Below are 13,383 nucleotides of genomic sequence, written 5' to 3'. Positions count from 1 at the left end.
TCGTGAAGATCGCCGTCGTCGGTGGCGGGCCCGCCGGCCTGTACCTCTCGATCCTGCTCAAGCGCCAGGAGCCGTCGCACGAGATCACCGTGTACGAGCGGAACGCGGCCGGCTCCACGTACGGCTGGGGCGTCACGTACTGGGCCGGGCTCCTGGACAAGCTGCGGGCGGGCGACCCGGAGTCCGCCGCGGCCGTCGCCGAGGCGTCGGTGACCTGGACGGACGGCCTCGCGATCGTCCGCGACGAGCGGACCGTGCACCGCGGCGACGCGGGCTTCGGCATCGGCCGCCGCCGGATGCTCGGCCTGCTCGCCGACCGGGCCGCCGAGCTCGGCGTCGAGGTCGCGTACGAACATCCGATCGCGGGCCCGGACGCCCCCGAGCTCGCCGGCGCGGACCTCGTCGTCGCGGCCGACGGCATCCACAGCACACTGCGCGAGGCGGACCCCGAGCCCTTCGGCGCCGCCTTCACCACCGGCCGCAACCCGTACATCTGGCTCGGCACCGGCAAGGTCTTCGACTCCTTCAGCTTCGCCTTCAAGGAGACCGAACACGGCTGGATCTGGTGCTACGCCTACGGCTTCAGCGGCGAGCGCTCCACCTGCGTCGTGGAGTGCGCCCCTGGCACCTGGACGGGCCTGGGCCTGGACACCATGCCCGAGGGCGACTGCCTCGCCCTCCTGGAGAAGCTCTTCCACGACCTCCTCGACGGCCACGCGCTCATCGGCCGCGACCGGGGCGCGGACCCCGCCCAGTGGCTCCGCTTCCGCACCCTCACCACCCGCGCCTGGCACCACGGCCGGACCGTCCTCCTCGGCGACGCCGCCCACACCACGCACTACTCGATCGGCGCGGGCACCACCCTGGCCCTGGAGGACGCCCTGGCCCTGGCCGAGGCCCTCCGCACCCACCCGGACGACCTGGACACCGCCCTCGGCGCCTACGGGCGGCGCCGCCGCGCCGAACTCGTCTCCGCGCAGAGCGCGGCCCGCCTGAGCGCCCAGTGGTACGAGAACCTCCCCCGCTACATGGCCCTGGAGCCGGACCGGATGTTCGCCCTCCTCGGCCAGCGCCACTCCCCGCTCCTCCCCCACGTCCCCCCGCAGCTCTACTACCGCCTCGACCGCGCCGCCGGCAGCCTGGAGCCGCTGCGCCGCCTCAAGCGCTGGCTCGGCCCGCGGCTGGCCCGGGCGACCCACCGCGTCTGACGCGGGCCCGGGGGCGTGACACCATCGGTGGGTGCTCGACATCGGCTACTCCCTCTCCCGGCGCTTCCCCGACCCCCCGCAGACCGACTACCGGGCGGCGGACGTCCACGCGCTGCGGCACGACCTCTTCTGCGGCGACGTGTACCTCGCGGACACCAAGGAGGACCGCGAGGTGTCCACAGCCTGGGGATGGGTGCCAGTCCTCGACTTCGCGTGGGCGCTCTGCGACATCGTCGAGCGGCTCGACCGGGATCCGGCCGGCAGCCGCGCCTCCCGTCCCCAGTACGCCGAGCTCGACTTCACCGAGTCCTCGGACCGGATGCTCTTCGAGCGCCGCTTCGGCTGGGTCGACGTCGAGGCGGACTGGATGCCCGGCGACGAACGTCCCCTCACCTTCGCGCACGCCGAACTCCGCCGGGAGGCGCGGGACTTCCTCCACGACCTGATCGCGGACCTCACCGACATGCACGAGGGCCTGGCCGACAACCCGGCCGTCTGGGCCCTCCAGTCCCGCTTCCCGCGCGTGAAGTGACCCCCGGGGCGTGCGGTCCGCCTCAGTCCTCCACCCGCACCCCCAGCCGGGCCGCGAGGACCGGGGCCAGGTCGAGGAGCTGCACCGAGGAGATCACCGCGCCCGCCAGGGACTCCACCCCGCGCGCGATCTCCAGGCGCCGCACCCCGCGCAGGTCCGCGTCCGTCAGCCGCGCCCCGGCGAAGTCCACCCCGACCAGCTCGCAGTCGACGAACGAGACCCGTTCGAGGACCGCCCCGCCGAAGTCCGGCTCGACCAGGACGCACCCCTCGAAGACGACGTCCCGCAGGCGCGCCGCCCGCAGGTTCGGGTAGTCCCACTTGCCGCCCCTGACCAGCACCCGCTCCCACACCGAGCCGTGCAGCTGCGTCCCCCCGAACCGCGCCTCCCGCACCTCCGCGTCCCGCAGCTGCGCCCCCGACAGGTCGGCCCCCACGCCCCGTACGGCCTCCAGGCGCGTGTCCAGGAACCGCGCCCCCGTCAGCCGCGCCTCGTCGAGCGCGCACTCCCGCACCAGGCAGTCCAGGAACCGGGCACCCTCCCCCGAGGCGCCCGTCAGGTCGAGCCCGGCCAGCTCCACGCCGTCGTAGTCCCCGTCGGGCTCCAGCCCGCCCTCGTACGGCTCCAGGGGCGGCAGCCGCAGCTCCACCCGCCGGGGCGCCTTGGTCTTTCGCGTCATGCGCCCATCGTGACGCACGCCACCGACAGCCACCCGCCCTTGACCTCAAGCGAGGTTCAGGTACGAACGTGGGTCTCGACCGCACGCCACGACGTCAGGGGAACCGTCATGCACGCCATCCGCCTCCACGCCTTCGGCCCCGCCGAGAACCTCACCCACGAGGAGGTGCCCGACCCCACCCCCGGCCCCGGCCAGGTCCGCGTCGCCGTCGCCGCCGCCGGCGTCCACCTCCTCGACACCGCCCTCCGCGAGGGCGCCCCCGGCCCCTTCCCGGCCCCCGCGGAACTCCCCACCGTCCCCGGCCGCGAGGTCGCCGGAACCGTCGACGCCGTCGGGGAGGGCACCGACCCGTCGTGGCTCGGCAAGCGCGTCGTCGCCCACCTCGGCATGAACCCCGGCGGCTACGCCGAGCTGGCCGTCGCCGACGCCGCCCGCCTCCACGAGCTCCCCGACCACCTCGGCGAGGCCGAGGCCGTCGCCATGATCGGCACCGGCCGCACCACCCTCGGCATCCTCCAGTTCACCGAACTGGGCCCGGACTCGGTCGCGATCGTGCCCGCCGCCGCAGGCGGCATCGGCACCCTCCTCGTCCAGTACGCCAAGAACGCCGGCGCCACCGTCGTCGGCCTCGCCGGCGGCCCCGCCAAGGTCACCCGCGTCCGCGAGAACGGCGCCGACCTCGCCGTCGACTACACCCGCCCCGACTGGCCCGCCGAGGTCCGCGCCTTCCTCGGCGACCGCACCGCCACCGTCGTCTTCGACTCGGTCGGCGGCGACACCGGCCGCGCCGCCGTCGACCTCCTCGGCAAGGGCGGACAGCACCTCGTCTTCGGCTGGTCGAGCGCCGGACTCCACGACGGCGAGCCCCTCACCTACACCGAGGAGGAACTCACCGCACGCGGCATCACCTCCGGCTCCGTCCTCGGCCCCGTCATGATCCGGAAGGCCGGCGGCGACGTCCGCGCCCTCGAACTCGCCGCCCTCGCCGCCGCCGCCGACGGCACCCTCCGCCCCGCCGTCCACCGCTTCCCGCTCGCCGAAGCGGCGGAAGCCCACCGCGCCCTGGAGAACCGGGGCACGATGGGCAAGGTGGTCCTGATCCCGTGAGCCGGGACCTCAGACGCCGAGGACGTCCCAGGAGTGCGCCTTGAACTCCTTCCGGAAGTCCTCGTGGTCCTCCCACATCCGGGCGATGGAGCGCAGCGAGTCCCAGTTGTGCTCCAGCGCCTGGTCCACCACCTGGCGCAGCTCCGGCGCCGTCTCCCGCTTCTCCACCAGGCCGGAGACCTGCGAGGCCGCCTGCACCGTGTAGCGCAGCGCCCGCAGGGCGCGGGAGGTGTCGTCCATCCCGAAGCCGTGGTCGCTGCCGTTCGCGGGGTCGAAGAGCGGGGTCAGCCGGGCCTCGACGAAGTCGGTGATCCGCTGGAAACGGGCCTCGACGCCCATGTCGTGACCGTGGTCCTTGTCGTCATTGCACATGGGGACTTCCTACACCCCGCCCCGCCCGCCGAGTGCCGCCAGGGCCCCGTCCGTGAGCCGGTACACCGACCACTCGTCCTGCGGGCGGGCGCCCAGCGACTCGTAGAAGTCGATCGACGGCTGGTTCCAGTTCAGCACCGACCACTCCAGGCGCTCGTAGCCGCGCTCCACGCAGATCCGCGCCAACTCGGTCAGCAGCGCCTTGCCGTGGCCGCCGCCGCGCGCCTCCGGGCGGACGTACAGGTCCTCCAGGTAGATGCCGTGGACGCCGCGCCAGGTCGAGAAGTTGAGGAACCAGAGCGCGAAGCCGACCGGCTCGCCGTCCTCGGTCTCGGCGAGGTGGGCGAAGGCGGCCGGCCGCTCGCCGAAGAGCGCCTCGTGGAGCTGCTCGGGCGTGGCGCGGACCTCGTCGAGGGCCTTCTCGTACTCCGCGAGGTCGCGGATCAGGGCGTGGATGACGGGCACGTCGGCGGGGGTGGCGGTACGGATCATGCCCTCAGCGTGCCAGCAGCGCCCGCGCGATGACCACCTGGTGGGCGTCCAGCGCGGAGGCGCCGTCCTCGACCTCCCAGAGCCCGTTCTGGAGCACCCGGCCCAGCGTCCACGCCAGGGCCCGCTGCCGGTCGAGGCCGAGGTGCTCGGTGAGCAGGTCGAACCGACGGCGGATCTCCGCCGGGTCCGGGTTCCAGAGGTCCGTCAGGGCCGGCAGCAGCTCGAAGCCGGGGTCGCCGGCGAGCGGCTTCGGGTCGATCGCAAGCCAGGGCTCGCGCTCCGCGCCCAGCACGTTGTCGTAATGCAGGTCCCAGTGGAGCAGCCGGTCGCCGGGCTCGTCCGCGACCTCGCGGACGGCGGCGGCGCAGTCCGCGAGCAGCGCCGCGTCCCCGGCGCCCAGCCGGGCCGTCGCGGCGGGGACCCGTGCGAGCATCCGTCCGGCGATCGCGTCGAGCCGCCGCAGCCCGGGCGGCGCCGGGAGCGCGGACAGCCGGGCGAGCAGTCCTGCCAGGATGCGCACGGCCTCCCGCTCGTCGCCGAGGCGCGACAAGTGCCGCCGCTCGTCGGCCCGTTCGAGGAGCATCGTGCCCGTCTCCGGGTCGTGCTCCAGGAGCCGGACCGCCCCGTCCCCGTCCCACGCGCGGAGCGCGACCGGCTCCCCCTCGCTCTCCTCGTCGAGGAGCTGGAGCTTGAGCGCGGCGGGTGTGCCGTCGGCCCGCCGCACCGGCAGGACCAGCGACGCCACCCCGTGCATCGAGGGGCCGGTCAGCCGCAGCCCCCACCGGTCGAGGAACTCCTCGGCCCGCCCCGGCAGGGCGGCGACGAACGCCCGCCCCGCCTCACCGTTGTACTTCGCCTGGCTGGCCGCGAGTTCCCCGGGTACGTCGATCACCCGCCCGACCCTACGACCCGGGCCCCGCCTCCCACAGCCCCCTGCCCCTGCCGTGCCCCCTGTCGCACCCGTCCGCCGGAAGAACCGTTTCCAGGGCCCCCACGCCCCCGGTACCCTCCCGCCACGCACCGGGAAGAGGGACAACATGAACACCAGCACGGTCAATGGCGGCATCTCCTTCTGGTTCGCCCAGGAGGGCCTGCCGGAGCGGCGGGAGCCGCTCCCCGGCGACCGGACCGCCGACGTCTGCATCGTCGGCGGCGGCTACACCGGCCTGTGGACCGCCTACTACCTGAAGAAGGCGGTGCCCTTCCTCGACATCGTCGTCCTGGAGGCCCGCTTCTGCGGCTACGGCGCCTCCGGCCGCAACGGCGGCTGGCTCTACAACGGCATCGCCGGCCGCGGCCGCTACGCCGAGCTGCACGGCCACGACGCCGCCGTCCGCCTCCAGCAGGCGATGAACGCCACCGTGACCGAGGTGCTCGACGTCCTCGACGCCGAGAAGATCGAGGCCGACCAGCACCGCGGCGGCGTCCTGGAGGTCGCCCTCACCCCCGCCCAGCTGGCCCGCCTCAAGGAGTTCCACGCGGTCGAGCACGCCTTCGGCGAGACGGACCGGGAGATCCACGGCGCCCGCGAGACCGCCGAACGCATCCGCGTCGCCGGCGCCGTCGGCTCCTCGTGGACCCCGCACGGCGCCCGCGTCCACCCGGTGAAGCTGGTCGACGGCCTGCGCGCCGCCGTCGAGGCCCTCGGCGTCACCCTCCACGAGTCCACGCCGGTCACCGAGATCAAGCCGAAGCACGCGGTCACCCCCTACGGCACGGTCCGCGCCCCCTACGTGCTCCGCTGCACGGAGGGCTTCACCGCCTCCCTCCCGGGCCGGCGCCGCACCTGGCTCCCCATGAACTCCTCCATGATCGCCACCGAGCCGCTCACGGACGCCCAGTGGGAGTCCATCGGCTGGAACGGCCTGGAGACCCTCGGCGACATGGCCCACGCCTACATGTACGCCCAGCGCACCGCCGACGGCCGCATCGCGCTCGGCGGCCGGGGCGTCCCGTACCGCTACGGCTCGAAGACCGACAACGACGGCCGCACCCGGCCGCGGACGATCGAGGACCTCCGCGACGTCCTCGTCCGCTTCTTCCCCCAGCTCGCCGGCGTCCGCGTCGACCACGCCTGGTCCGGCGTCCTCGGCGTCCCCCGCGACTGGTGCGCCACCGTCTCCCTCGACCGCTCCACCGGCCTCGGCTGGGCCGGCGGGTACGTCGGCTCGGGCGTCGCCACCGCCAACCTCGCCGCCCGCACCCTCCGCGACCTCATCCGCCAGGACTCCGGCCAGTCCGGCCCCACCGACCTCACCACCCTCCCCTGGGTGAACCACAAGGTCCGCGCCTGGGAACCGGAACCCTTCCGCTGGCTCGGCGTCCACGCGCTCTACACCGCGTACCGCGGCGCCGACCACCGCGAGGCCACCACCCACACCGCCACCACGGACCGCGTTGCCCGCTGGGCCGACCGCATCGCGGGCCGCTGACGGAACGACCGCGTCGGACGCGGCGGACACGAGGAAGGCCCCGAACCCCTCACGGGGGCCGGGGCCTTCGTCGTACGAGCCGCCTGTCGGAATCGAACCGACGACCTCAAGATTACAAGTCAAGCGCTCTAGCCAACTGAGCTAAGGCGGCGGGCGCGCACGTCGGGCACGCGCGCGTGGCCCACTCTACACAGGGTCCCGAAATCGGTCCGGGGGCGATCCCGGGGGCGGGGCGGGCGGAAGGGCGGGGCCGGGGCCGTCCGGGAGGTAGATGCTGAGGTTGAGGCGGGCCCCGGGGGCGACGATGGGTTCGGCGAGGCAGGTGGTGAGGCGGCCCGGCCCGTGGAGGGCGTGGCGGACCGGGAGTTCGGCGCCGTCCTCGTACGGCAGGGGCGCGGCCGCCAGGTCGCGGTAGAGGGGTCCGGCCACCGGGTCGGCGAGGACGTCCCGTTCCAGACGGGCCAGGGCCGCGTTGTCGGGGCGGGACTCCGCCGTCTGCCGCAGGTGCGGCATGATCGCCGGCGCCCACCTGTCCGCCCAGTCCACCAGGACCTCGGTGCGGGCCTCCGGGTCCAGGAGCAGCCAGCGCATCACGTTGGCGGGGGCCTGCCGGCGGGGGAAGAAGGCGCGGAACTCCTCGTTGTGGGCGACCACGCCGTACTCGACGTCGCTGAGGTACACGAGCGTGCCGGTGATCCCCTCGACGATCCGCCGCCACACCCCGGCGACGTCGGTGCCCGCGCTGTCGTGCAGGGCGCCGGGCGGGTTCTCCTTGCGCGTCACCCGCCACAGGAAGGTCCACTCGTGCTCGTCGAGCTCCAGGGCCCGCGCCACGGCGGTGAGGAGGTCGGCGCCCGGGTGGGCGAGCCGGCCGTTCTCCAGGCGGTTGTACGTGCCCCGGGCGCGCGCGAGGAGCTCGTCCATCTGCTCCTGGCTCAGCCCCTCGGCCCGTCTCCCGGGCCCCGGGAGCCGAGGGGGAAACCCCCTGGTCACCGGGGATATCGCGGCCCGGCGCCGCTGAAGCACCCGCTTCAGGGAGCGCCGGTCGTCGGCGGAGAGCCGCATGGGACGCCTCCATCGGTGGGGGGGAGCGGCAGGGGCGGTGCCGGACGATTATCCGAAAAAGTCACCGCCTGCGACTACTGACAGACCCGACGCCGCCGGGGTAGCGTCGAGCGGAGTTCACCCTGGTGGACTAGACCGCAATCCTTCCTTTACTCGGATCGTCCGGCACGTTCCTGCCGGTGAAGGGACACATCACCATGGCTTCCGTCACTTTCGACAAGGCGACCCGCATCTACCCGGGCGCCACCAAGCCCTCCGTCAACCAGCTCGACATCGAGATCGCGGACGGCGAGTTCCTCGTCCTCGTCGGTCCCTCGGGCTGCGGCAAGTCCACCTCGCTGCGCATGCTCGCCGGCCTGGAGGACGTGAACGCGGGCGCCATCCGCATCGGTGACCGCGACGTCACCCACCTGCCGCCGAAGGACCGGGACATCGCCATGGTGTTCCAGAACTACGCGCTCTACCCGCACATGACCGTCGCCGACAACATGGGCTTCGCGCTCAAGATCGCCGGCGTCAACAAGGCCGAGATCCGCGCCAAGGTCGAGGAGGCCGCGAAGATCCTCGACCTCACCGAGTACCTCGACCGCAAGCCGAAGGCGCTCTCCGGCGGCCAGCGCCAGCGCGTCGCCATGGGCCGCGCGATCGTCCGCGAGCCGCAGGTCTTCCTCATGGACGAGCCGCTGTCGAACCTCGACGCCAAGCTCCGCGTCTCCACCCGCACGCAGATCGCCGGCCTGCAGCGCCGCCTCGGCATCACCACGGTCTACGTCACCCACGACCAGACCGAGGCCCTCACCATGGGCGACCGCGTCGCCGTCCTCAAGGACGGTCTGCTCCAGCAGGTCGACACTCCGCGCAACATGTACGACCGGCCCGCGAACCTCTTCGTCGCCGGCTTCATCGGCTCCCCCGCCATGAACCTGATCGAGGTCCCGATCACCGAGGGCGGCGTGAAGTTCGGCAACAGCGTCGTCCCGGTCTCCCGTGACGCGCTCGCCACCGCCGCCGCCAACGGCGACACCACCGTGGTCGTCGGCGTCCGCCCGGAGCACTTCGACGTCTCCGGCCCCACCGGCAAGGACGGCGTGGCCGTGACCGTCAACGTCGTCGAGGAGCTCGGCTCCGACGGCTTCGTCTACGGCTCCACCCGCGTCGGCGGCGAGGACAAGGACATCGTCATCCGCGTCGGCGGCCGCGAGATCCCCGCCAAGGGCTCCACGCTGCACGTCGTCCCGCGCGCCGGCGAGCTGCACGTCTTCTCCAAGTCCACGGAGCAGCGCATCAGCGAGTGACCCGCCGGGCCGGAAACGGCCCGTGGCGAACGGCCCCGTGTCCCTGGCGGATGCGGGGTCGTTCGTTTAAACGGGAGCACGCCGCGGAGAAGCGGGCTCACCCCGGAAAATCCCGGCATTCGGGGCCCGCTCCATCACCCCGCGTCAACACGGGATTCGAAAAGCCGCGTCGAACCATCCCTCGCGAGAGTGACTAAATGTCGCCATATCACTACCGCCCGCTACGCTCACCTGCGTGACGCACACTGCCCGCCGAATCGGCCGCTCCCTCGCCCTCGTCCTGCCCGTCGTCCTGGTCCTGTCGGGAACGCTCGCGGTGTCCGCCGTCCCGTGGGCCGGCCAGGACGCCGAAGGCCAGATGCTGACCGCCTCCTCGGCGGACGTCTCCACCCGCGCCAAGTCCCGCGCCCCGCAGGACGTCCTGCGCGACCGGCTCCTCGCCGAGCTCCAGGAGAAGGACCCGGGCGTCGCCCTCACCCACCTCCAGCGCGAGGTGGAGAACCGCCCCTCGCTCGCCGAACACTGCGTGTCGATCGCCCGCGCCCTCGGCCGCGCCGCCGTCGAGCACTACGGACCGGCCCGCGCCCAGTCCTTCTCCCGCCCGGTCTGCGACACCGCGTACGCGACCGGCGTGATGCGCGCGACGGCCTGAGCGCGCTCGCCGCACCCGCGCCCACGGGGCACCTATCGTTCCCCGTATGCACACCACTCCGACGCAGGCCGTGGTCCTGGCGGGCGGCCAGGGCTCACGGCTGCGCCCCTACACCGACGACCGCCCCAAGCCGATGGTCGAGATCCCGGGCACCGGGACCCCGATCATCGGCCATCAGCTGTCCTGGCTGGCCGCCGAGGGCGTCACGGACGCCGTCGTCTCCTGCGGGCACCTCGCCGAGGTCCTCCAGGAGTGGCTGGAGTCGGCCGACCTCCCGCTCAAGGTGACCACCGTCGTCGAGACCGAGCCGCTGGGCCGGGGCGGCGGCCTCAAGTACGCCGCCACGCACCTGCCCGAGCCGGACCGGCCGTGGTACGCCACCAACGGCGACATCTGGACCCGCTTCTCGCTGCGGGAGATGGCCGCCTTCCACGACGAGCGCGACGCCACCGCCACCCTCGCCCTGGCCCGCCCCCGCATCCCGTGGGGCGCCGTCGAGACCGACACCTTCGGGCACATCACCGACTTCGTCGAGGCCCCGCCGTCGCCGTTCCTCATCAACGCCGGCGTGTACGTCTTCTCCCCCGCCTTCACCGAGCTCCTCCCCGACCTCGGCGACCACGAGCGGACCACCTTCCCCCGCCTCGCCCGCGAGCGGCGCCTGGCCGGCTTCCCGCTGCCCCAGGGGGCGTACTGGAGGGCCATCGACACCGCGAAGGACCTCACGGAGGCCGCGAAGGAGCTCGCCGCCCAGGGCCTCTGAGTCGCCCCGGGAAGAGACCGGCGCACGGAAGAGGCGGCACCGTCCGGTGGGACGGTGCCGCCTCTTCCGTGCGCGTACGGCTCCGGGCTCAGCCCAGCAGGCCGCCGATCGGGTTCCGCGGGGCCTCGCCCTCCGTCGGGGCCTCCTCGGTCGGCGGCTGCTCGCTCGTCGAACCGGTGGAGCCGGAGCCGGAGCCGGTCGTCCCGCCCGTGGTGCTCGGGGCGTCGCTGGTGGACGGCGGCGGCGCGGGCTTGGACTGGGTCGGCGAGGAACTGCCGCTGGTGGCACCGCCGGTGGTGCGCGGCGCCGTCGGACGCGTCTCCTGCGTCGGCGAGGAGCTGCCGCTGCCGGTCTCCGTCGGCCGGGTCGCCTCCCGGGTCTCCTCCGCCGTCTCCTCCTCGCGGGTCTCGGTGCTCGTCGACGCGGTCGGCTCCGGGCGCTCGCCGCGCGGCGACTCCGACGGGGTCCGGCGCCGCTCCGGCTCGGTGGGGAGCGGCTGGCCCGGCAGGTGGTTGATCGGGTCGTCGTTGGGGCCCGGCACCGTCACCATCTCGGTGGAGCGGACGGCACCGCCGAGGACCGAGCCGACCAGCAGGGTGAGGCCGACGACGACCGCGGCGAAGAGGGTCGAGCGGCGCACCACCCGGCGGCGCAGCTCCCACAGTTCGGCCCGCGGCCCGAGGGTCCGCCAGGCCTCGCCCGCGAGCCGGGCGTCCAGGGAGTAGACGGGGGCGCCGGCGATGATCAGGGGCGACCAGGCGGCCAGGTAGATGATGTCGGGCGCGTCGTAGACGGGCACGGTCCGCCAGCTGACGGTGAGGATCAGCGCCGCCGACAGCAGCGCGCCGACGACGGCGGCGGCCCGCTGCCAGAGGCCGAGGACGGTGAGGACGCCGACGACGACCTGGAGGAAGGCGACGGTGAGTCCGGCGCCGACCGGGTGCTGGAGCGCGAAGTCCCGCAGCGGCTCGGCGAGCGGCCACGGGTGCAGCTGGGTCAGCCACTTGACCATGGAGCCGCGCTCGCCGCCGTCGAAGTACACGGGGTCGCAGAGCTTGCCCATGCCGGCGTAGACGGAGATGAGGCCGAGGAAGACGCGGAGCGGGAGCAGCACCACGCCGAGGTTCATCCGGCGGCCCGGGTAGTAGGCGTGCCGCACCGCGTCGGCACCCTGCCGCTGCGGGCCGCGGTCCTCCTCGTACTCCTCCGGCTCGGGCCGCGGCTCGTACACCTCGTCGTAGGCGCCCTCGGCGCGCCGCATGGGCGGCAGCAGGGGGCCGGAGGCACCGGCGGGCACGATGGGCGTGGGCATCGTGTCGTCGACGCGCGGGATGGTCCGGGTGGTCGGCTCCAGCGTGGAGACCGCCGCCCCCGGCGCGGCCTCGGCCGCCCGCACCGCCTGCAGGAGCCCGGTGGCGCCCGGCGTCGCCTTCCCGCTCCACACGACGGGGCGGCGCCGCGGCGCTCCCGCACCACCGGCTCCGGAGAGCCCGGCCAGGCGCGGGTTCCCGGCGGACCTCGGCGGATGGGCAGGCGCGAGCCGCACCCGGAAGCTGGCGTGGTTCACGATCACCTGGGCGGGATCGGAATCCACCTTGACCATGCTCAACGCCGGCTGATCGTCGAACCCCGGCCGGGGCGTTCTGGTGTCCACACTCATCTAACCGAGTGACGCGGGGTTAGGACACTGCCTTGACAGCCGGGAAATGTCCGAGACCCGTCAAGATCACCGACGGCGGGCGGGTACGCCCAGTGTGGGGGCCCGGCGGGCGGGCCCGGTGGGCCCGACGGGGTAGGTCTCCGTCGGGCCCTGCCTGTTCCGGTCAGGCCATGCGGCGGCGGGCCGCCTCGTACAGCACGACGCCGGCGGCGACGCCGGCGTTGAGGGACTCGGCGCCGCCGGGCATCGGGATGCGGACGAGGAAGTCGCAGTTCTCGCCGACGAGGCGGGAGAGGCCCTTGCCCTCGGAGCCGACCACGATGACGACCGGGCCGGCGAGCGCCTCCAGCTCGTGGACCTCGGTGTCGCCGTCCGCGGAGAGGCCGACGACCGTGAGGCCGGCCTTCTGGTACTCCTGCAGGCAGCGGGTGAGGTTGGTGGCGCGGGCGACCGGGGTGCGGGCGGCGGTGCCGGCCGAGGTCTTCCAGGCGCCGGCGGTCATGCCGGCGGCACGCCGCTCGGGGACGACGACGCCGTGGCCGCCGAAGGCGGAGACGGAGCGGACGACCGCGCCGAGGTTCCGCGGGTCGGTGACGCCGTCGAGGGCGACGATCAGCGGGTCCTCGTGCTCGTCGTAGGCGGCCGCGGCGAGGTCCTCGGGGTGCGCGTACTCGTACGGCGGCACCTGGAGGACGAGGCCCTGGTGGTTCAGGCCGTTGGTCATCCGGTCGAGCTCGGGGCGCGGCGCCTCCATGATGTGGATGTTGCCGCGGCCGGTGGCGAGGTTGAGGGCCTCGCGCACGCGCTCGTCGTTGTCGATGAACTGCTGGACGTAGAGCGTGGTGGCGGGGACGCCGTCGCGCAGCGCCTCGAAGACCGGGTTGCGGCCGACGACCATCTCGGACTGGCCCTTGCCGCCGCGGCGGGCGACGGGCTTGCGCTTGGCCGCGTTCCGGGCCATCGCGTTGGAGACGCGGAACGCCTTGTGACCCTTGCGGTCCTCGGCCTTCGGCGTCGGGCCCTTGCCTTCCAGGCCGCGGCGTCGCTTGCCACCGCTGCCGACCGTCGCGCCCTTCTTGTTGGACGTGCGACGTCCCCTGCGCTGGCTGTTCCCGGCCATGACTGC

The 13,383-nt window shown here is 73.8% G+C and carries 14 protein-coding genes and 1 tRNA gene; 7 read left to right on the top strand and 8 right to left on the bottom strand.

The window, feature by feature from the left end; all coding sequences use genetic code 11:
• Positions 1 to 2: 2 nt before the first annotated feature.
• Positions 3 to 1,208: an FAD-dependent monooxygenase gene (locus tag ACFZCF_RS28875; RefSeq protein ID WP_391289840.1), complete on the top strand. Its 1,206-nt coding sequence runs from the start codon at positions 3 to 5 to the stop codon at positions 1,206 to 1,208.
• Between the two features lie 31 nt (positions 1,209 to 1,239).
• Positions 1,240 to 1,740, top strand: coding sequence for a hypothetical protein (locus ACFZCF_RS28870; protein WP_391289838.1), 501 nt, complete (start codon positions 1,240 to 1,242; stop codon positions 1,738 to 1,740).
• 22 nt (positions 1,741 to 1,762) lie between these two features.
• Here ACFZCF_RS28870 and ACFZCF_RS28865 read toward each other — a convergent pair whose 3' ends face one another.
• The gene (locus ACFZCF_RS28865) at positions 1,763 to 2,419 is read right to left on the bottom strand and encodes a pentapeptide repeat-containing protein (protein WP_388438593.1); all 657 of its coding nucleotides are present in this window, start codon (positions 2,417 to 2,419) and stop codon (positions 1,763 to 1,765) included.
• A gap of 108 nt (positions 2,420 to 2,527) precedes the next feature.
• Here ACFZCF_RS28865 and ACFZCF_RS28860 point away from each other — a divergent pair, with 108 nt between their 5' ends.
• Positions 2,528 to 3,526: a zinc-binding dehydrogenase gene (locus ACFZCF_RS28860; RefSeq protein ID WP_391289836.1), complete on the top strand. Its 999-nt coding sequence runs from the start codon at positions 2,528 to 2,530 to the stop codon at positions 3,524 to 3,526.
• 9 nt (positions 3,527 to 3,535) lie between these two features.
• Here ACFZCF_RS28860 and ACFZCF_RS28855 read toward each other — a convergent pair whose 3' ends face one another.
• From ACFZCF_RS28855 to ACFZCF_RS28845, 3 genes are read right to left on the bottom strand one after another with little or no spacing between them, the layout of a single operon-like run.
• Positions 3,536 to 3,898 carry a hypothetical protein gene (locus ACFZCF_RS28855; RefSeq protein WP_388438599.1) on the bottom strand — a complete coding sequence of 121 codons (363 nt, stop codon included), beginning with the start codon at positions 3,896 to 3,898 and terminating at the stop codon, positions 3,536 to 3,538.
• A 9-nt stretch (positions 3,899 to 3,907) separates the two neighbouring features.
• Positions 3,908 to 4,390: a GNAT family N-acetyltransferase gene (locus ACFZCF_RS28850; protein WP_388438602.1), complete on the bottom strand. Its 483-nt coding sequence runs from the start codon at positions 4,388 to 4,390 to the stop codon at positions 3,908 to 3,910.
• Positions 4,391 to 4,394: 4 nt separating this feature from the next.
• A complete protein-coding gene (locus ACFZCF_RS28845) occupies positions 4,395 to 5,282 on the bottom strand; it encodes an aminoglycoside phosphotransferase family protein (RefSeq protein WP_391289834.1) in 888 nt (295 codons plus the stop codon).
• A gap of 145 nt (positions 5,283 to 5,427) precedes the next feature.
• Here ACFZCF_RS28845 and ACFZCF_RS28840 point away from each other — a divergent pair, with 145 nt between their 5' ends.
• The gene (locus ACFZCF_RS28840) at positions 5,428 to 6,822 is read left to right on the top strand and encodes an FAD-dependent oxidoreductase (RefSeq protein WP_391289832.1); all 1,395 of its coding nucleotides are present in this window, start codon (positions 5,428 to 5,430) and stop codon (positions 6,820 to 6,822) included.
• Positions 6,823 to 6,899: 77 nt separating this feature from the next.
• On the opposite strand, the gene ACFZCF_RS28835 is transcribed toward ACFZCF_RS28840, so the two are convergent.
• Positions 6,900 to 6,973, bottom strand: a tRNA-Thr gene (locus ACFZCF_RS28835).
• Positions 6,974 to 7,008: 35 nt separating this feature from the next.
• Positions 7,009 to 7,887 carry a helix-turn-helix domain-containing protein gene (locus tag ACFZCF_RS28830; protein WP_388438611.1) on the bottom strand — a complete coding sequence of 293 codons (879 nt, stop codon included), beginning with the start codon at positions 7,885 to 7,887 and terminating at the stop codon, positions 7,009 to 7,011.
• A gap of 197 nt (positions 7,888 to 8,084) precedes the next feature.
• Here ACFZCF_RS28830 and ACFZCF_RS28825 point away from each other — a divergent pair, with 197 nt between their 5' ends.
• The 3 genes from ACFZCF_RS28825 to ACFZCF_RS28815 all read left to right on the top strand — a co-directional run bounded on the left by ACFZCF_RS28825 (position 8,085) and on the right by ACFZCF_RS28815 (position 10,597).
• Positions 8,085 to 9,182 carry an ABC transporter ATP-binding protein gene (locus ACFZCF_RS28825; protein ID WP_388438614.1) on the top strand — a complete coding sequence of 366 codons (1,098 nt, stop codon included), beginning with the start codon at positions 8,085 to 8,087 and terminating at the stop codon, positions 9,180 to 9,182.
• Positions 9,183 to 9,417: 235 nt separating this feature from the next.
• A complete protein-coding gene (locus tag ACFZCF_RS28820) occupies positions 9,418 to 9,834 on the top strand; it encodes a hypothetical protein (RefSeq protein ID WP_388438617.1) in 417 nt (138 codons plus the stop codon).
• Between the two features lie 46 nt (positions 9,835 to 9,880).
• Positions 9,881 to 10,597 carry an NDP-sugar synthase gene (locus ACFZCF_RS28815; RefSeq protein ID WP_388438620.1) on the top strand — a complete coding sequence of 239 codons (717 nt, stop codon included), beginning with the start codon at positions 9,881 to 9,883 and terminating at the stop codon, positions 10,595 to 10,597.
• 88 nt (positions 10,598 to 10,685) lie between these two features.
• On the opposite strand, the gene ACFZCF_RS28810 is transcribed toward ACFZCF_RS28815, so the two are convergent.
• The gene (locus ACFZCF_RS28810) at positions 10,686 to 12,257 is read right to left on the bottom strand and encodes a DoxX family membrane protein (RefSeq protein ID WP_391289828.1); all 1,572 of its coding nucleotides are present in this window, start codon (positions 12,255 to 12,257) and stop codon (positions 10,686 to 10,688) included.
• A 163-nt stretch (positions 12,258 to 12,420) separates the two neighbouring features.
• Positions 12,421 to 13,377, bottom strand: a complete 957-nt coding sequence (gene rlmB, locus ACFZCF_RS28805) for a 23S rRNA (guanosine(2251)-2'-O)-methyltransferase RlmB (protein WP_388438627.1) — start codon at positions 13,375 to 13,377, stop codon at positions 12,421 to 12,423.
• Positions 13,378 to 13,383 lie beyond the last annotated feature (6 nt).

Origin of the sequence: Streptomyces sp. NPDC007945 (assembly GCF_042958885.1) — a bacterium.
Taxonomy (GTDB): Bacteria; Actinomycetota; Actinomycetes; order Streptomycetales; family Streptomycetaceae; genus Streptomyces.
The sequence above is the reverse complement of the archived record's forward strand: the minus strand, read 5'-3'. Positions and strand labels throughout refer to the sequence as shown.

Bases quoted from the DNA above. Each gene is read 5' to 3' on its own strand.
- ACFZCF_RS28865 (WP_388438593.1), bottom strand. From the start codon at position 2,419: ATGACGCGAAAGACCAAGGCGCCCCGGCGGGTGGAGCTGCGGCTGCCG.
- ACFZCF_RS28860 (WP_391289836.1), top strand. From the start codon at position 2,528: ATGCACGCCATCCGCCTCCACGCCTTCGGCCCCGCCGAGAACCTCACC.
- ACFZCF_RS28855 (WP_388438599.1), bottom strand. From the start codon at position 3,898: ATGTGCAATGACGACAAGGACCACGGTCACGACATGGGCGTCGAGGCC.
- ACFZCF_RS28850 (WP_388438602.1), bottom strand. From the start codon at position 4,390: ATGATCCGTACCGCCACCCCCGCCGACGTGCCCGTCATCCACGCCCTG.
- ACFZCF_RS28840 (WP_391289832.1), top strand. From the start codon at position 5,428: ATGAACACCAGCACGGTCAATGGCGGCATCTCCTTCTGGTTCGCCCAG.
- ACFZCF_RS28830 (WP_388438611.1), bottom strand. From the start codon at position 7,887: ATGCGGCTCTCCGCCGACGACCGGCGCTCCCTGAAGCGGGTGCTTCAG.
- ACFZCF_RS28825 (WP_388438614.1), top strand. From the start codon at position 8,085: ATGGCTTCCGTCACTTTCGACAAGGCGACCCGCATCTACCCGGGCGCC.
- ACFZCF_RS28815 (WP_388438620.1), top strand. From the start codon at position 9,881: ATGCACACCACTCCGACGCAGGCCGTGGTCCTGGCGGGCGGCCAGGGC.
- ACFZCF_RS28810 (WP_391289828.1), bottom strand. From the start codon at position 12,257: ATGAGTGTGGACACCAGAACGCCCCGGCCGGGGTTCGACGATCAGCCG.
- rlmB (WP_388438627.1), bottom strand. From the start codon at position 13,377: ATGGCCGGGAACAGCCAGCGCAGGGGACGTCGCACGTCCAACAAGAAG.